Below are 17704 nucleotides of genomic sequence, written 5' to 3' on the forward strand. Positions count from 1 at the left end.
CAGGTCGGCGATCACCAGCTCGGTGAGCGTGCGTCCAGCCATCGGTCGAGAAACTCCGAGGTGCCGTGCGGCAGCTGCTGCCACCCCAGACCGTTCACGTCGACCAGGACTACCGGCCACTCGGCCGGCTCGCCGCTGACAGGAAGCCACCAGCACGTCTCACCGCAGTCGAACATCCCCCGCAACCGCAGCCCACCCGGCGCGGGCGCGATCGGCGACAATACCACCCGTTCCCCCGCGACCCGCCGAGCACGCAACCGCGCGCCCACCGCGGCCTGCTCGGCATCCAGGTCGAAGCCCTCCGGCACCCAGGACCAGGACCGAGGAGCCGCAGCACGCCGGCCGGCTTTCCGACGCCGTACTCGCCGACCGGCGCGGCATAGTCCGCCGGCACCTCGGCGGCCGCCTCGACCTGCGCCACCTGCCCGGCGACCTCGAGCTTGAGCCGCGCTCTCGGGAAGATGTCCTTCTGCGGTACGTCCTCCAGTACGAGCGGGGTGAACGCCCAGGCATAGAGAGGCGACACCGCGGGCAGGGCCTCACCCCGGTCCAGGCCGTCGCTCACTCGCGCGGCGAGCACCTCTGTCATGGGAGCGTCCACCAGCTGCCACTGCTCGTCCGGCCGATGCTGGACGAAGACCCTGGTCGGCCAGTCGTCCGGATCGGCGGACACCGAGGTGTCTCAGAAGTTGTACTCGCTTCCGCGCGACTCGCCCCACACCAGCAGACCACCCGGTTCGGGATGGAAGGCGCACGGAGGAGACGCCGGATCGTCGGCCCGGATGCCGCGCTGCAGACGCTGCCGCTGTTCGGGCCGCCCGAAATAGCCGCCGCGCCCGGAGCGGTGGGGCACCACGACCCGGATCCACTCCCCGACCGTGCCAGCACAGGCCCGTACCTCTCCGCGAACGTTGCGAGATCTTCCCTCCGCCGTCCCTTTCACGCGACCGCAGCCGACGTCGAACGCATTCCTCAGCCCGCTGCCGTCACCGCGTTCCCGATGCTTCATGCGTGGCGAGCTGACTGAGGAGTTTCGCGATGTCGTCCCACTGGGGCCACGGCATGAGGTGCGGAGAAGAACGGATAGGCCGAGGTCAATGGCTTGTTCGTCCGTGTGCGCAAGGTCTCGACGAGGCAGGCGTCCGCCAGTTCCCCGCGTCCTCGCGTCCCCGCGTCCGAAGCGGGTGAAGGTTGACGCACGGGCTCGATTCTTCGGATAGAGCTGTGCGATGCGCAGGTTGTTGCGGCCGGAGACGATGACGTCTGCGGTGGTGTGGGTCAGCGTCAGTCCCTCCTTGTCGTCCCCGGACGAGGTTCTTCGCGACAGAACTGTCGCGCATGGTCGGCGTGATGTGCCGGTGCTGCCTTGACCAGGGCGTGCAGGACGTGCAGGACGGTCAGGACGCGTCGGCCAGCACAGTACGGGCGAGGTCCGCGGCCTCCTGCGGGGTCAGTTCCGTGCCACGCAGGAACGCCTCGGCGTGCGCGGCCTCACCCAGGACGGCTCTCGTCACCGTCATGATCCGATCCACGTCACCACGTTCGGCGGGCGGCAGCGGCGCGCCCACGCTTCGCCGTGCCGCGTCCGCCGCGCCGAGCAGCAGCGTCGCGCTCTCGGCTCGATCCGCGTCCCCGGACAGTGCCGCCGCGCCCGCCAATCCTTCGAGGGACAGGGCTACGGCCCGCGGCTCCCCGATCGAACGGGCGACCTCCAGCCCGCGCAGCTGACTGTCCGCGGCTCGCGCCGCGTCCCCGCGCAGCTCGGCGGTGAAACCCAGCTCGACCAGCAGCAGGTGCTCGCCGGCCGCCGAGGACACGAGCTCGTCGCGGAGCCGGGCCAGGTACGTCTCCGCCGCGCCGAGGTCACCGGACCGGCGGGCCCCGAGGGCGAGCCCCATGACCGCGTGCACCTCGCCGTAGACGTACCCCTGGTCCACGGCCCGCCGCAGGGCCTGTTCGTGCAGCTCACGGGCGTGATCCCAGTCATGGGAGAGCAGCGCCAGCCGACCCAGCCCGGACAGGCGGGCGGCGATCTCCGCCGCCAACTCGAGCTCCTCGGCGATGCGCAGCCCTTCGCTCTGGCGGCGGGCCGCCTCGATGTAGTCGCCCTTGATCTCGGCGAGCGTGGACAGCGGTGACACGGTCTGCAACTCGCCCCAGCGGTCCCCGAGCTCGTGGAAGAGCGCGGCGCTGCGCAGGCCGTCGCGGGTGACGGTGTCGAGGTCGCCATGAGCCAGTGCGTTCATGGCCCGCAGCCCGAGTACGGCCGCGGTGCCCCAGTCGTCGGAGGTCAGGAGGGCCTGCGCCCGGGCGTTGACCTCCTCGCCGGCGTCCGGGAGTCCGGCGTGAAAGAGGCCGTACGCGTGCAACCACAACGCCCGGCCCCGCCGTACCGGATCGGCGATCCCATCGTGGGGCGGCAGCTTCGGGCGGGAGCGGTCGCCGGTCAGCAGCGTGAACGCGCCTTCCAGCACGCGCAGCGCGGCGGCTTCAGGGGCGACGGTGAGCACCGCCGACAGGGTGCGGCGGCCCTCGCTCAGCCGGCCGCGCAGCAGCCACCACCAGCAGAGGGCGGTGGCCAGCCGGACGGCCGCGTCGGGGTGGCGAGCAGCGCCGCCTGTGACGGCGGCCCCATCCCCCTCGGCAGCCCCATCTCCCACGCCAGCCCCATCTCCCACGCCAGCCCCGTCCCTCATGGCAGCCCCGTCTCCCACGCCAGCCCCGTCTCCCAGGGCAGCCGCGCTCGGAAGGACGGCTGTATCCAGGGAGACGGCTTCCTGGAGCGCCGACCGGAAGTTGGCGGCTTCGGCGTCGAGGCGGCCGAGCCACGCCTGCTGCCGCGGGCCACGGAGCTGGGGCTCGGCCTGTTCGGCGAGATCCAGGTAGTGGTGCAGATGCCGCTCGCGGACGCCGGCGAGTTCGTCCGCCTCGCGCAGCCGCTCCCTCGCGTACGCGGCCACCGATTCGAGCAGCCGATAGCGCGGCCCCGCCGGGCTGTCGGCCATGACGACCAAGGATCGGTCGACCAGGCGCGTCACCAGGTCGAGCACCTCATCGCGGGCCACTCCGGCCCCTGCGCACACCGCCTCGGCCGCGTCCAGCGTGCAACCGCCGGCGAACACGGCCAGGCGGCGCAGCACCATCCGCTCCGGCTCGCTGAGCAGCTCCCAGCTCCAGTCGATCACCGCCCGCAGAGTCTGCTGCCGTGCCGGGGCGGCCCGCTGTCCGGCCGTGAGCACCCGGAACCGGTTCTCGAGCCGCGCCGCAAGCTCCCGCACTCCCAGGCCCCGCACCCGGGTCGCCGCCAGTTCGAGCGCGAGCGGGATACCGTCGAGGCGGTAGCAGATCTCGGCCACCGCTTCGCGGCTCTCGCCGTCGGGGACGAAGCCCGGGGCGGATGCGGAAGCCCGCTCGGTGAACAGCCGGATCGCGTCGGCCGGTTGGAGCGGCTCGACCAGGTACACGGTCTCGCCCGCCAGGCCGAGCGGCTCCCGGCTGGTGGCCAGGACGTTCGCCCCCGGCGCCGCGCGCAGCAGCAGATCCACGAGCTCGGCGGCCGGCTCGACGACCTGTTCGCAGTTGTCGAGCACGAGCAGTATCCGGCGCTCGCGCAGGGCGGCGGCCAGCCGGTCGGCGGGCGCCCTGGCCGTTCCGGGGCCCGGCGTACCGGCTGGGACGTGGTCGGGGCGCGGTGGGCTGGTCGGAACGTGGTCGGGGTGCGGTGGGCTGGTCGGAAAGTGGCCGGGGTGCGGCGGGCCGGCCGGGACGTCGCCGCTCAGGCCGAGCGTGGCCGCGACCGCCTGCGCGAGGTCGGCCACGCCCCCGCGCTGGTCGGCGAGCTCGACCAGCCACACCCCATCCGGGAATCGCGCACCCCGCGACGAGTCCTCCAGCGCCGCGATTCGGGTCGCGGCCTCCACCGCGACCCGCGTCTTGCCCACCCCGCCCGGCCCGATCAACGTGACAAGGCGGGCGCCGCCGAGAAGCCGGTCAACCTCCTCCAGAGCAGGCCCGCGCCCGACCAGAGCGGTGAGCTGGGCGGGAAGATTCGACAGAAGGCGATCTGAAACCGCAGGAGGCGGGCCGAGCGACGCGTCCTGGCGCAGAATCGCCTGGTGGAGCGCGGCCAGCTCCGGGCTGGGGTCGACGCCGAGCTCGTCCGCCAGCCGGTGCCGCAACTCCTCGTACGACGCCAGCGCCTCGCCCTGGCGACCGGCCAGGTAGAGGGCCCGGAGCTGAACGGCGCGCAGCCGTTCACGCAGCGGATGGCGGGCTACCAGAGCGGCGAGTTCTCCGGTGAGCAAGAGGTGGTCACCCGCGGCCAGGCGGGTCTCGGTCTGCTCCTCCACGACGGCGAGGCGCTGCTCGGCCAGACGGTGCGCCGCCGCGCGGGCGAACTCCTCGTCGGCGAAGTCGGCGTACGCCGGACCGCGCCACAGTTCGAGCGCCTCGGTGAGCAGCGCGGCCCGCGCCACCGGGTCGGCGGAGCGGGCCCCGGCCACCAGGGCCAGGAACCGGTCCGCGTCCACCTCGTCGGCCGGACCGAGGCGCAGCAGGTAGCCCGGCGCCTGGTAGGCCACCCGGTCGCGCCCGACAACCCGGCGTAGCTGGGAGACCTTGGCCTGCAAGGCGTTGGCGGGGTTGCCCGGCGGCCGCGCCCCCCACAGGTCGTCGATGAGCCGATCGGCGGCGACCGGCCGCCCCTCGTGTACGAGCAGATCGGCGAGCAGCGCCCTGACCTTGACTTCGAGAACCTTGACCGGCCGGCCCTCGTCGTCCCGCACCCTCAGCGGACCAAGCACTCCGAACCACACAGTGGTCACCGTACACAGCGCCGGCCGGCAGACCGTCAGCGGCCATCAGCGGACCATCAGCCACTCCGAAGCGCTCAGGAGCACAGTCGAACCCAGTCCCACCACATAGAGAGATCGGAACAAGACCATGACCGGCTCAGCGTTGACCTCCCGCCTGTTCGAACCCGCCAGGCTCGGCTCTCTCCACCTCCCCAACCGGCTGGTGATGGCGCCGCTGACGCGTAACCGCGCGTCGGCCGACGGCGTCCCCGCGCCGATCATGGCGACGTACTACGCCCAGCGCGCGTCCGCCGGGTTGATCATCGCCGAGGCCACCACGCCGAACGCGGTCGGGCAGACCTATCCCGACATTCCCGCCATCTACCACGACGGGCACGTGGCCGGCTGGCGGCGCGTGACCGGCGCGGTGCGCGCCGCGGGCGGCACTATGTTCCTGCAGTTGCAGCACGGCGGCCGGATCGGCCACCCGGACACCAGCGGGCTGACGCCGGTCGCGCCCTCGCCGGTGGTGTTCCCCGACTCGATCCACACGCCCGGCGGGCCCAGGCCGGGGGTCGTGCCCCGCGAGATGACCGTCGCGGAGATCCGATCCACCGTGGACGACTTCGCCGCCGCCGCCCGGCGGGCCATCGACGCCGGGTTCGAGGGGGTGGAGGTGCACGGCGCCAACGGTTACCTCATCCACCAGTTCCTCTCGGACGACACCAACCGGCGCGGCGACGCCTACGGCGGCTCGGTGGCCGGGCGCATCCGCTTCGCGGTCGAGGTGGTCGAGGCCGTCGCCGACGCGATCGGTCCCGACCGGGTGGGCCTGCGCATCGCACCCGGCGTCACGGCCAACGCCATGCGCGAGCACGACATCGAGCACGTCTATCCCGCGCTCGTCGGCGCGCTGGCGAACAAGGGCCTGGCCTACCTGCACGTGGTGTTCGCCGACCCCGCCCAGCCCCTGTTCCGCCGCATCCGCGCCGATTGGCGGGCGGCATTGATCGCCAACCCGTCGCTGCCCTGGCCGACCCCGTTCCCCGCCGACGGCGGCCGGCACGCGGGCGAGCGGCTGCTCGCGGCGGGCGCCGACCTGATCTCGCTCGGCCGCGCCTTCCTGGCCAACCCCGACCTGGTCGAACGGTTCCGCCGCGGCGCACCGCTCAATCCGGTGCGCGTGGAGCACTGGTACGGGGATGGCGAGCTCGGCTACACCGACTACCCGGCGCTGGCCGCCGCCCGGGAGGAGCGCGCTCCGGTCGCGGTCTGAGCTCCTGCCGTGATCTTCAGTACGGCCGCTACCAGGTCTTCCACCCCAGCCCACAGAACCAGCCCACAGAACCAGCCCACAGAACCAGCCCACAGAACCAGCCCACAGAACCAGCCCACAGAACCAGCCCACAGAACCAGCCCACAGAACCAGCCCACAGACCCGGACATTGTGCCGAACGCGGACGACGCCGGTGCGATTGAGGTGCTATATATTCATTATAAGTAGCGTCAACTCAAATCAGAGGAGCGCCGCCATGGAGTTCATCGCTCTGGCAGGGATGGGCGGGATCGGGTTCGTGCTCGTGGGAATCGTGGTCAATGTCCTCTACCTCCGCTCCGGCCTCCCGCTGCCGACTTCGGGCAAGGGCCTGGACGCGGCCACCGACTCGTTCGACGGGATCGCGGACGCGCTGAAGAAGCCGTCGGTGCTCGTACCGGTGACGTGGCTGTGCCTGACGCTCTTCGCGGCCGGGCTGCTGTCGGTGCTGTGGCGCGGAAACGCCGATCAGACGGCGTGGGCGCTGGTGGGCTTCGCCGGCGTGCTGCTGCAGAACGCGACGTTCGCCTGCGTCGAGGCGCTCCGGTTCGGCATGGCCACCGCCGCCCGCCATGGACGCGGCTCGATGGCGGGGCTGTGGGGGATGAGCAACGTGCTGTTCGGGCTCAACCAGACATTCCTGGCCATGGCGCTGCTCGGCTTCACCGTGGCCGGGGTCAGTGGTGGTCTCGTCCCCCTCTGGCAGGCGTACCTGGGATATCTCAGCGCCGCGCTGCTTGTCCTGTCTTCGCTCGCCGCCCCGTACAACGTCGAGGGCGGCAACCGCCTCGGACTGGCCGGGCTGATCGGGTGGCTGGGCTGGATCTCCTGGATCGTCGCCTACAGCGTCACCCTGCTGCTGCGCTAGCTTGCCCTACGCTACACATCATGAGCGCAGAGGGGGCCCGGCGCCGCTACGACTCGATCCGCCGTACGGCCCAGGCGATGGAGACTCGCGCCGACATCGCCCAGGCCGCGCGCCGGCTCTTCGTCGCCCGGGGCTGGACGGCGACGACCGTACGCGACGTCGCCCGCGAGGCGGGAGTCTCCGTGCCGACGGTGTACTCGGTGTACGGCAACAAGGCCGGCCTGACCAGGGCACTTGCGGACGCCGCCGGCCTGTCCGCCGACCCCTCCCGGCAACTCGCCGAGCTGGAGGCACCGGAAGCGACGCCCGAGCGGCAGCTCGCCGTGATGGCGGCCTTCGACCGGCGATTGTTCGAACACGCCGGGGACGTCATCGTGCCCCTGCGCGAAGCCGCCCGTACGGAGCCGGAACTGGCCACCCTCTACCGCGAAAGCCGCGCCCGCGCCGACGAGACCCGCGTGGCGGTGTTCTCCTCGTGGCAGGACGGCACCCTCCGCCCCGGCCTCGACGTGCCGGCCGCCGCCGACATCTACGCGGGCCTGTGCAGCATCGACGTCTACACCACGCTCACCGCCGAACGCGGCTGGCCGCCGGACCGCGTCGAGCGATGGTGGGGCGAAGCGCTGGCCCGCGAACTCCTGAACACGCCGCCGAACCACCGCTAGGCACTGAGGCGCTCGCCTTCTCGGAACCTCCAGCGGTGGCCGGGACGTCCGTGCAGAGTCCGGGTCCGGGGGAGCGATCGCGCAGCTCAGAAGTACTTCGAGGTCAGGTCGGTGGTGGGCCAGGAGGACACGGTCACCTTGTTCATGTCGTCGTCGATCCCGTCGTAGTCGAGCGACCCGCTCTCCTCGCGCCGGTTGAACAGCAGGGCGTAGCTGAACCCGTTCTGCAGTCGCGCGAGGTAGGCGAACGTGCCCGGCATCGAGCCGTTGTGCCAGGTGTTGAGGTGGCCGGTGACCTGGCGGCACCACCAGCCGCCGCCGTACCAGGAGCCGTACTCGTTGACGCCGATCTCCGGCTTGGCCACCAGCGTGGCGATCGAGGCCGAGCTCAGCACGGTGCCCGGCCGGTCGAAGGCGAGGGTCCAGCGGACCAGGTCCACGGCGGAGGCCAGCCAGCCGCCGTTGGCGTCCTGGTTGGGCATGTTGAAGCCGCCGTAGGGGTACGGGACGGTGGTTCCGGAGGTGTCCAGCACGGTCTTGTTCGTGTACTGCGACTCATACCTGACCTCTCCGGCCGCGGCCTCGCTCCTGAGGCTCTCGCCGAGCCTCATGCGGGTGATGCCGAGCGGCTGGAGCAGCTTGGTCGTGATGTACGTCTCGTAGGGCTGGCCCGAGACCTTCTCGATGATCCGGCCGAGCAGCAGGTACCCGTAGTTGCTGTAGACCATCTTGGTGCCTGGGGCGTGGTCGAGCGGGCGGGCGGTGGCGTACCGGATGATGTCGTCGTGCCCGATCGGCAGCGGCACGTCGAGCGCGGCCGAGATGGTGTGGTCCAGCCAGAGCTGGTCCTTGGAGACGTCGCGGTCCCAGCCGCCGAGGTGCTGCATGAGGCGGAGCACGGTGACCTGCTCCATCCGGGCGTCGGCCGGGGTGAGGCCGAGCAACTGGGTGACCTTGGCCGACAGGCTCAGCTTGCCGTCCTGCACCAGGCGCATGACGGCGGCCGAGGTGATGTTCTTGCTCAGGCTGGCGATCCGGAACAACGACGTCGGCGATGGGACGGACGGCACCCTGGAGTAGTCGTCGTAGCAGTAGCCGCGCGCGAGCAGGATCTTGCCGTTCTTCATGATGGCCAGCTGCGCCGCCCTGATCTGGCGATCCAGCACGAACTTCTTGAGCAGGTTGTCGTACCCCGCCAGTTGCGTCGGCGCGGTTCCCGTCACCCGTACGACAGGGGCGGGTGGCGCCGCCTGCGCCGGTCGCCCGGCGATCAGCGTCGTCGGCGCCGCCGCGAGAAGAGTTCTGCGGGAAAGGCCGGTCACATACGCCCCTTAAGTCATATCCGATACTTGAGTCACATAGCTTACGGATGTCATGGTCTTCGTCGAAGCGGACCGGCAGGCGTAGCGAGCGGCTGCACCACTGGCTTCACCCCGCGGGGTCTCCGGGAGGCAACGCCGCGGTCCGAGTCCACTCGCCCGCCCGAGTCGGCCAGCCAAGGGCGGCGGAAGGGGGCGGCGGAAGGGGGCGGCGGAAGGGGGCGGCTCTACACGCGGGACGTTTGTCCTGACTCGCTATCGCCACTGACGGGCGGTTGCTGCTCGCGCCCCTGCTCTCCCCGAGATCCTGGCCCCCGGTAGGCGGTCGGCCCGTCCTCAACCGCCAGCCGGCGGTGTGACGTGGTGGGGAGAGACCCCGGCGATGGCCCTGAGCCGGTCGGTGCGCCAGGCCACGATGTAGTCGAACGTGGCGCCGCCCTCCACGGGGATGAAGGCTATGTCGGGAGGCGGGCAGAGGTCCGGCATCTGGGCGGCCGGCGAGGGCGACCCGTGGCCTGAGGTGACGTGGGCGAGGATCTCGTGGAAGCCTGGCAGGCAGACGGCCTCACGGCCGGGCACCGGCAGGCGATGGCTGATCCAGCAGCCGGACATGTCGTTGGCGAAGAACCCTTTATGTGCGATCTCGCCGTAGCCGACGCTGGCGCGGCGCGCCGCGGGTCGTCTGCAGGCACGCCGAGCACCGCCGGCTCCGACGGCAACACCGGTCGGACGGCAACACTGGTCCGACGGCAACACTGGTCCGACGGCGAGCTCCGGCTCCCGGACCGGCAGGGCAGCACCAACAGGCCGACCTCCACCCGACCCCCGTATGGACTGGCCGCATCCTGCTGGGCTTTGGCGGCCCATGGCCGTCCGTGGAGAGGGGACGTGTACTCAGCGGGTGAGCGTGCACCCGCAGTGGGGTTACGCACCTATGTGGCACGATCGCCCATGGTGTTCGTCCAATGTCCGGGGTGGTTGCGGTGGGTACCGAGGGCCGGGATGGCGGGGAATTAAGGCGTGAGCTGGACGCCGTCAAGATCATCCTGCTTATATCCCCTGATCATGGTCTTGCGGCTGCATGGGGGCACCGTCAGCTGCCTACCAAGGGCGCAAAGCAAAAGACCTGCGCCTGAGGAACCGCAGGTCGGGCGTCTGTATTGCCGATCTGGGTGAGTGCCCCCGGCAGGATTCGAACCTGCGGCACCCGCTTTAGGAGAGCTCGAGTCGAACGGTGTCCGGTTTCTCTACTAACGGGCATATGTGATTGTTGCTCGACCTGCATTGGCTCCTCAGGAAGGACGTCCCCACTGTCCATCGCTGGGCGGGTGTTTGCACTGGTGGAAGCGATACTCCCGGCGGGAGCCTTGCAAGGCGGTCCCGCTCTTCTCAGATGCGGGTGTCAACGGCGAGTTGATGCGGGCCAAGAAGTCCGGACCGGTTCATGTGCATGGCCAGATGAGCCGTTCTACGGGGCTAGCGAGGGCGCGGCCGACGCGCTGGCTGCCAGTGCTTCAATGCTTCGACGACCACGTACGGGTGTCGCGTCAACATTGGTCGGCCCACGAGGTGGACAGGTAGTCCTGCAGTTGACGGTGCCGGAACTGGTACGCGATCCCGGCGACGCGAACCAGCCGTGCGCGGTAGGCCCATTTAAGCAGGCGCCCCTTCCTCCAGGGCAGCGGCTGACTGCTCCAGCGTGCTCAGGTGATGTCTGAAGACTTCACGGCTTTGGCGGTATGCGCAGTGGCGCTGCTGGTGGGCGTATCAGAGTGAGCAGCGAATCCCTCTGTTTCTACAGGTCAAGTGGTAGGTGTCTGAGTGTGTCTCCCGCCGGCCTGCCAGGCGTGATGTCAGGCATTTCAAAGCCGCCGCGTACGCGGATGCCGCCGCGTGTGTGAGGATCTGGTGCAGAGTTCATGCATCACGCTCGACACCTCCAAACGGGCCCCGGAAACGGCCCGGTGGGGCGAGTATGGGGACTCGACACGAGCTCTGTGAAAGGCGGCGGGGTGGGGAACGAATTCGTCGTGCTCTCTGACGCACCAGTAGGCCTGGCCGGAGACCGGCTCGACTTCGTCCGTTACGTGGACGCCCTCGCGGAGCTGGTCACCGCGGACACCACCCAGACCCCGTTCACCGTCGGCGTCTTCGGCGCATGGGGCAGCGGCAAGTCGAGCTTGCTGCGGATGCTCGACGAGCGGCTGAGCACCGACCACGCGGAGCGTACGGTGCGGGTGCACTTCAATCCGTGGGTGCACCGGCGGGAGCCGAACATGCTGCTGCCACTCCTGCACACGCTGCAGGACACGCTGGCCGAGGACCGCAGCAACCGGTTCAGGGAGACCGTCAAGCGCCTCCGGTTCATGATTGCGAACCTGACCACGGACGCGCTGCTGCGCAAGGTCTCCGGCGGAAACGTCTCCATCGACAAGATCAACGAGCTGGCCGAGCAGTACGCTGAGCAGCGCGGCAAGGTCGAGAGCGAGATGCGCAACCTGCGGCGCACCCTGCAGGAGCAGGCCGACGCGGTGGGCGAGCGGGGCGCGCGGCTGCTGTTCTTCATCGACGATCTCGACAGGTGCGAGCCGCACGAGATCATCGATCTGCTGGAGTCCGTGAAGCTCTTCCTCGACCTGCGCAACGTCTGTGTCATCCTGGCCGTTGCCAAGAACGTGGTCGACCGCGGGGTCGGGGTCAAGTACCGAGAGTTCGGGTTCGAGGCCTCGACGGTCATCGAGATCGGCGACGAATATTTGGACAAGATGATCCAGTTACCGCTGTACCTGCCTCCAATCGAGGCCGAGCGTTTCCTGTCCGGCCTGGAGCTCACCGGCGACCTGGCCGAGCACGCCAGTCTGCTGAGCGAGATCGTGGTGCCCAACCCGCGCCGCATCAAACGGGTGCTGAACTCCTGCTCGATGGCGAGCGTGATCGCCCGGGGCTCCCGCGTCCGTCCTGACGTGCTGATCAGGCTCGCGGCCCTGCGGATCCAAAGCCCGGAGCTCTACGCTGCCGTCGCCGCGCGGCCGGAGCTGGCGCCGGCGCTGGAGGACGCATACGCGGGCCGCCTGCCGCTCGACCGTCCTGACCAGTTCATCGCCCGCTATGGCCAGGCCGACGCGGATGCGGTGAAATTGGCGGTGCAGAAGTTTTACCGCGCCCAGGCCTACCTGAGCGCCGTCTTCGCGGACACGGTTTTCGCCGAGGTGAAGGACGAGTTGCCACGTTATCTCAGGATGCTGGGCAGTTAGCGTATGACCGAGGCGGCCCTGCGGTATGAGCTCTACGGATTGAGCGACGGTAATCCCTACCGGATCGATCCACTCAATCCGCTCGTCCACGACGGCGACCGGGTCATGCTCGTCGACGTCAACGGTTTCGCCGCCATGACCGAAACCCTGCGCACCTACCTGGAGCGGACGGCGGCGGCGAACGAATCAGCCTTCGTCGTGGTCAGCGGCACGGACTTCACCGGCCGCACCACCGTCGCCAACCACGTGCTCGACGTCTACAGCCAGGTCCGCGGCCTCGGCAGGCGTCTGCTGGTCACCCGCATCAGGGTCGAGAACAACCGCGACGTCGACTCGGTGACGGCGGCCATGGTCGAGCTGCAGAACGAAATCGAGAAGGCCGGCCTGACTCTGACCCCCGAGCTGCAGTCCGCTCTCGACGCCATCGAGACGATCGGTTCAACCAGCGGTGAGACGATCTACGCCAGCCGGTATCGCGCGCTCGCCCGCCGGCTGCACAACGAGCTGAGCGGCCAGTCACTGGGCGAGCACACCTTCGGCGTCGTGTTCGAGGGACTGCGCCAGACCAGCCTTGTCGGCAGGATGCGCAAGGTGTTCGAGGACAGCCGGTCGATCGCAGTCTTCACGCACGGCGCCTACAAGCACGCCAACACCCCGGCCGTCGACGAGCTGCACACGCTCGACGCGCACCTCATCCGGCTGCGCTCACTGGACGGCCCGCAGATCCGGTGCGTGGCCGAGGAACGGTGGAAGGGCGCCTCCCCGTTGCCGAGCCCGTTCCCTCCCGACAGCCTGGAGGTGGTGTGGTCCGAGCCCGCGCCGATCAAGTCTGTGGTCAAGATGCTCGGCGCCTGGATCGACTTCCGGCTGCGGACGAGCGCCGACGGGGGCGCCTGGCCGGAGAACACCGAGCTTGAGATCGGTCGGCAGTTCATGACCGCGACGATCGACCTGCTCAGAACGCTGGGGCACTCGTCATGACCGGCGGCGAGCGCAACCCGTTCCCCGCGCGCGGCACGATGAGCATGGAAGAGCACGTGCGCGACGGTGACATACTCGACGCCGAGATCACCGGCCCGACCGTCATGCTCACCCCCGTCGACCGGCTGACTGCATGGGTCCGGCGCTATCTCGACGTGGCTGCGCTGCGTTCGCGCAACAGCGGGCAGGCGGTCTTCCTACACGGCGAGCACGGATCGGGCAAGACGCACGCCATCCGCTACGCGCTCGGGCAGGCGGCCGCGAAGGCGGCGGAGACCGGCGCGCTGCGACTGTACGTCAAGGCTCAGGACGGCGACTTCGTGGCGCTCTACCGGCGGCTGATGTCGCAGGTGGGCCAGGACCGGCTGCGGGAACTCGCCCTGGCGTTCCGCGGCGTGCTGGCCGTCGAGCGGTTCGGCGCCCGCTTCGGCACGGACGCCCCGCCCGCGCTGCTCGCGGAGGTCCGCGAGAACCCGGCCAGGCTGGCCCTGCTCTACGAAGAGCTGCTGGTCGAGCCGGGCTCGGTGCTGGAGGCCGAGGCCGGCGAGCTGGAACGGGTCTCCGACGACGGGCAGGAGTTCCAGCGCGCCCTGGCCGGGCTGCTGGAGCCGGCGAACGAGGAGGCCGCCTACACCTGGTTCACCGGCCGCGACCTCGACCTGGCCGAGGCGGAGCGGCTCGGCGTCTCCGGCCCGCTCGACGATCCTGACCAGTGCCGCTTCGGGCTGCAGCTTCTCACGGCGCTGTCCACCCGCGCAGGACGGCCGATCATCGTCGTCATCGACCAGTGCGAGCGTCTCGTCCTCGACCGGCCGGACAACGTGGGCCTGCTGCACTCGCTGGTCGAGCGCGTTCCGCAGGAGTCCGGCATGCTGCTGCTGTCGGGGAGCACGGCGGCCTGGCACGCGCTGCCGGACGACCTGCGGCAGCGCTTCGGCGGCAACCACGTCGACACCTCGCTCATCAGCCCGGAAGAGGCGCGCCAGGTGCTCGACGCCTATGCCGGGTGGGTGGCGTTCCACTCGGACGCGGTGTCCGAGCTGCTGCGGGTCAGCGGGGGAAACATTCGGCTCCTGCTGCAGCTCGCCTGGCGCCTGGTCGAGGCGGCTCCCCCCGGCCGCACCGTGATCGACCGCGCGCTCGTCCGCGAAGTCGCCGCGTCCGCCCTCGTCACTCGCGAGGATGTCGAGCTAGCCGTCGAGGCGTGGCTGCACGACGAGCGGGCTCCTTACGTACGGGACTGGCAGGGCAACGGGGGCAAGGCGGATTTCGCCGTCCTGTCCGACTTCGGCCCGCAGCTCCTCATCGACATCAAAGAGGCGCTCTTCACCACCTCGGCCGCCACCCGGTTCTTGAAGCAGTCCAGCCTGCTGCGCCGGGCGCGGGAGCAGGGCTGGCCCGCCCGGGTCCTGCTGATTGTCGTCGGGTACGTCAACCCGGCCGCGCTGCCGCTACTGCGGCGAGCCGCACACGACGTTGTGGTGTTCACTGGCGCAGGCTCTCTCGACCGGTTGCGTGGCTTGGCCGCCGGGCTCGACACGACGTCCATCGCGCATGACTCGCGGATGGCGCCCTACCGCGGACTCGCCCCGTTCACCGAGGCCGACGCCGAGCTGTTCTACGGACGCGAGCAGGAGGTTGACAGGCTCGTCGCCGCCCTGGCCGGGCGCTCGCCCGTGGCCGGTCTGCTGATGGTGACGGGCGCGTCGGGGGCGGGGAAGTCGTCGCTGCTGCGCGCCGGGCTGCTGCCCGCGCTCGCTCGCGGCGCGATGGGAGAGCAGGTTGCGCGTTGGCGGCGCATCGTGCTCGTCCCCGGCGTCGAACCGGTGTCCGAACTGGCCGTGCACCTGGCGAGCGCATTGGGCACGGACGTGGTGGGGCTGCGCGACCGGCTGCGCACCAACCCGGAGGACGCCCACCTGCTGGTGAACCAGGTGATGGGTGCCTGGCCCGAGACGCCGGAGGGCGAGCGGGGCCTGATTCTGGTCGTCGACCAGTTCGAGGAGATCTTCACCCTGGCCGACCCCGAGGAGCGGAAGGTGATGGTGCGGGCGCTGCACGTCATCGCCACCAAGGTCAGGCAGGCGTTCGTGATCATCTCGGTCCGCGGCGACTTCATCGACCAGTGCGCCCGCCATCCCGAGCTCCTGGCGGCGCTCAACGACCGCCCGTTCGTCCTCGGCCCGATGTCCGAGCCCGACCTGGTGCGCGCAATCAGAGGACCCGTCATGACTGCGGGCCTCACCATCGAACCCGGCCTGGTCGAGACCATCCTGGGAGACGTGGGTGCACTCGGCGGGAGCCAGGGATTCGGCACCCTTCCCCTGCTGTCGCAGGCGATGCTCGCCGTATGGGAGCGGCGCGAGAGCGGCCGTCTCACGCTGCGGGCGTACCTGAGCAGCGGCGGCGTCGCCCAGGGCGTGAGCAACCGGGCGGAGGAGGTCTACGGCAGGCTCACCGACGATCAGCAGCGTGCCGCCAGGGCTCTGTTCCGCCGCCTCACGTCCGTCACCCGCGACAGCGTGCCCGTGCGCCGTACCATCCCGCGGCGCCTAGTGGAGGACGACGAGGAGTTGGCCGCGGTGGTGGAGGCGTTCGGCTCCGCTCGTCTCCTCATCATCGACCGTGACACGCTGCAGATCGCGCACGACATCCTCCTGCACGCCTGGCCGCGGCTACGCGACTGGCTGCGCGAGGATCTTGAGGACACCAAGCTGATCAATGAGATGCTGGACGACGCGCTCGAATGGGAAGCGGCCGGCCGCGAGGTTGCCTTCCTCTACCGGGGCAGCCGTCTAGCGACGGCACGGGAATGGCTGGAGCGCGATTCCGGTAACCGGCCGGGCCTGCACCCGATCATGGTGGACTACATCGAGGCGTCGTGGCGGCATCAGCGCCGCGCCACGCGCACCCGCCGTCTCCTGTTGGTCAGTCAGACCATCCTGCTGGTGACGTCGCTGGTCGCGGTGTTCCTGGCCATGCAGTCGCTGCGGACCGTCCAGGAGCAACGTGAGAAGATCACCTCCCGTCTTCTGGCCGAGCGCAGTGTCTCCTTCGCCACGGACGAACGGCTCTCCACGCTCCTTGCGCTCGCCGCCTGGCGGATCAGCCCAACCCAGGAGGCCAGGGTCAGCCTGGAGAACGTGGTGTCGCGTCCCATTCCGTCTGCCGCCATCGAGCTCGGCCCGGTGACGGCGCTGAGCTTCAGCCCGGACGGCGCCCTGCTCGCCACCGGGACCAGTGACGGGTCCGTCCGGCTGTGGAACACAGCCGATGGCAAGACCGCCGAACCCGCCCTTGCAGGCAAGGGCAGCGCGATCACCGCGATCGTCTTCAGCGGCGGCGTGCTCACCGCCGCCCGCGAAGACGGCGATCTGCTGCTGTGGACCGTCCGGAACGGGCAAGCCGAGACGGCTTCGCGGCGCGTCATCTCCTCCCCCGACGCAGCGACGTCGGTCGCGGTGAGCGCCGACGGCACTGTGCTCGCGGCGGCGACGAAGACAGGGGTGCGCCTCTGGGACGTGGCCAGCGGCAGGCGCCTCAGAGAGTGGCGCACCCAGGCGACCGCCCTGGCCTTCAGCCCCGACAGTGGTGGGCTCGCGGCGGGCGTCGGGGACGACCGCGTCCTGGTGCTGGACGTCCGCGGCCCCGCGCACACAAGCACCCGGCTGGCGTTCACGGGTCACGGCGCCGAGGTGCTCGCGGTGGCGTTCTCCCCCGACGGCAGGACCCTGGCCAGCACGAGCGCCGACGGGACGATCCGACTATGGGACGTGGCGGCGCAACGGCTCGTGGGAGCACCGCTCACCGGGCACACGGACGCCGTCACGTCGGTGGCCTTCTCGCCCGACGGGCGGATCCTGGCCAGCGCGAGCGCCGACAGGACGGTCCGGCTCTGGGACGTGAAGGCGCAACGCCAGATCGCCATGCCGTTGACCGGGTTCACTGATCGGGTGACGTCCGTGGTGTTCGGCCCCGCGGGCACGTCGGTGCTGGCCGTGGGCGTGGACGGCACGGTCCGGAGCTGGACCCTGCGCGGCACCACCGACCTGGTCTCCAGCGCGTGCGCCATCGCCGACGGGCGGAAGCTGACGCCGCAGGAATGGAGCGAGTACGTGCCGGGCTTCCCCTATCAAGAGCTGTGCTGAGGTTTACGGGTCTCAGTTCCAGGCCAGGGCCTGCAGCCATACAGGTCTCTATACGACGAAATCGTTTGCTTTTGCACGGCGGGCTCACGAAACGTTGTCTGCATGCTGTTCTGACGGACAGACCGCCGCTACTGCCAGATAACGCGGCGCGTCCTGCCCGCAGGTGCTGGCCCATCGGTTCTGGATGATTTTGTTGTGTGCCGATGGCCTGGACAGCACCGCCGTGGCGCGGCGTCTGGAGTGATACCCCTGGCTTTCAGCCCGGCTGTTGAGGTGCGGAAGGGTACGGGCGGCGTTCACGGCACCCTGGGCGGGTAGAGCACGTCAGCGGGCTCTGATGGGTGGTGACCCAGGTGGTTGG

At 70.1% G+C, this 17704-nt stretch carries 11 protein-coding genes; 6 read left to right on the forward strand and 5 right to left on the reverse strand.

Annotated features, from left to right (window positions below; translation table 11 throughout):
• Positions 1-11: 11 nt before the first annotated feature.
• The 3 genes from ACBJ59_RS26865 to ACBJ59_RS26875 all read right to left on the reverse strand — a co-directional run bounded on the left by ACBJ59_RS26865 (position 12) and on the right by ACBJ59_RS26875 (position 4814).
• Complete coding sequence (locus tag ACBJ59_RS26865) at positions 12-308, reverse strand: hypothetical protein (RefSeq protein ID WP_375113018.1); 297 nt, start codon at positions 306-308, stop codon at positions 12-14.
• 374 nt (positions 309-682) lie between these two features.
• Positions 683-1009: a hypothetical protein gene (locus ACBJ59_RS26870; RefSeq protein WP_375113019.1), complete on the reverse strand. Its 327-nt coding sequence runs from the start codon at positions 1007-1009 to the stop codon at positions 683-685.
• Between the two features lie 388 nt (positions 1010-1397).
• Positions 1398-4814: a BTAD domain-containing putative transcriptional regulator gene (locus tag ACBJ59_RS26875; RefSeq protein ID WP_375113020.1), complete on the reverse strand. Its 3417-nt coding sequence runs from the start codon at positions 4812-4814 to the stop codon at positions 1398-1400.
• 127 nt (positions 4815-4941) lie between these two features.
• Here ACBJ59_RS26875 and ACBJ59_RS26880 point away from each other — a divergent pair, with 127 nt between their 5' ends.
• The 3 genes from ACBJ59_RS26880 to ACBJ59_RS26890 all read left to right on the forward strand — a co-directional run bounded on the left by ACBJ59_RS26880 (position 4942) and on the right by ACBJ59_RS26890 (position 7641).
• Complete coding sequence (locus ACBJ59_RS26880) at positions 4942-6069, forward strand: alkene reductase (protein ID WP_375113021.1); 1128 nt, start codon at positions 4942-4944, stop codon at positions 6067-6069.
• Between the two features lie 256 nt (positions 6070-6325).
• The gene (locus ACBJ59_RS26885; RefSeq protein ID WP_375113022.1) at positions 6326-6976 is read left to right on the forward strand and encodes a hypothetical protein; all 651 of its coding nucleotides are present in this window, start codon (positions 6326-6328) and stop codon (positions 6974-6976) included.
• A 20-nt stretch (positions 6977-6996) separates the two neighbouring features.
• Positions 6997-7641: a TetR/AcrR family transcriptional regulator gene (locus ACBJ59_RS26890; RefSeq protein ID WP_375113023.1), complete on the forward strand. Its 645-nt coding sequence runs from the start codon at positions 6997-6999 to the stop codon at positions 7639-7641.
• An 86-nt stretch (positions 7642-7727) separates the two neighbouring features.
• Here ACBJ59_RS26890 and ACBJ59_RS26895 read toward each other — a convergent pair whose 3' ends face one another.
• Together ACBJ59_RS26895 and ACBJ59_RS26900 are read right to left on the reverse strand one after the other, a co-directional pair.
• The gene (locus tag ACBJ59_RS26895; protein WP_375113024.1) at positions 7728-8963 is read right to left on the reverse strand and encodes a serine hydrolase domain-containing protein; all 1236 of its coding nucleotides are present in this window, start codon (positions 8961-8963) and stop codon (positions 7728-7730) included.
• Positions 8964-9296: 333 nt separating this feature from the next.
• On the reverse strand, positions 9297-9572 hold the full coding sequence (locus tag ACBJ59_RS26900; protein WP_375113025.1) for a hypothetical protein: 276 nt from the start codon (positions 9570-9572) through the stop codon (positions 9297-9299).
• Positions 9573-10972: 1400 nt separating this feature from the next.
• Here ACBJ59_RS26900 and ACBJ59_RS26905 point away from each other — a divergent pair.
• Genes ACBJ59_RS26905 through ACBJ59_RS26915 form a run of 3 tightly spaced genes read left to right on the forward strand, consistent with a single transcriptional unit; the run spans position 10973 to position 17343 of the window.
• Positions 10973-12214 carry a P-loop NTPase fold protein gene (locus ACBJ59_RS26905; protein ID WP_375113026.1) on the forward strand — a complete coding sequence of 414 codons (1242 nt, stop codon included), beginning with the start codon at positions 10973-10975 and terminating at the stop codon, positions 12212-12214.
• A 3-nt stretch (positions 12215-12217) separates the two neighbouring features.
• Entirely contained in the window at positions 12218-13195 is a 978-nt protein-coding gene (locus ACBJ59_RS26910; protein WP_375113027.1) for a hypothetical protein, read from the forward strand.
• On the forward strand, positions 13192-17343 hold the full coding sequence (locus tag ACBJ59_RS26915) for an AAA family ATPase (protein ID WP_375113028.1): 4152 nt from the start codon (positions 13192-13194) through the stop codon (positions 17341-17343). Before ACBJ59_RS26910 ends, ACBJ59_RS26915 begins: the two co-directional genes overlap by 4 nt.
• The last annotated feature ends 361 nt before the right edge of the window (positions 17344-17704 follow it).

It is taken from the genome of Nonomuraea sp. MTCD27, assembly GCF_041950495.1.
Lineage (GTDB): Bacteria > Actinomycetota > Actinomycetes > Streptosporangiales > Streptosporangiaceae > Nonomuraea.

Bases quoted from the DNA above. Each gene is read 5' to 3' on its own strand.
- ACBJ59_RS26890 (WP_375113023.1), top strand. From the start codon at position 6,997: ATGAGCGCAGAGGGGGCCCGGCGCCGCTACGACTCGATCCGCCGTACG.
- ACBJ59_RS26915 (WP_375113028.1), top strand. From the start codon at position 13,192: ATGACCGGCGGCGAGCGCAACCCGTTCCCCGCGCGCGGCACGATGAGC.
- ACBJ59_RS26900 (WP_375113025.1), bottom strand. From the start codon at position 9,572: ATGTCCGGCTGCTGGATCAGCCATCGCCTGCCGGTGCCCGGCCGTGAG.
- ACBJ59_RS26885 (WP_375113022.1), top strand. From the start codon at position 6,326: ATGGAGTTCATCGCTCTGGCAGGGATGGGCGGGATCGGGTTCGTGCTC.
- ACBJ59_RS26870 (WP_375113019.1), bottom strand. From the start codon at position 1,009: ATGAAGCATCGGGAACGCGGTGACGGCAGCGGGCTGAGGAATGCGTTC.
- ACBJ59_RS26910 (WP_375113027.1), top strand. From the start codon at position 12,218: ATGACCGAGGCGGCCCTGCGGTATGAGCTCTACGGATTGAGCGACGGT.
- ACBJ59_RS26880 (WP_375113021.1), top strand. From the start codon at position 4,942: ATGACCGGCTCAGCGTTGACCTCCCGCCTGTTCGAACCCGCCAGGCTC.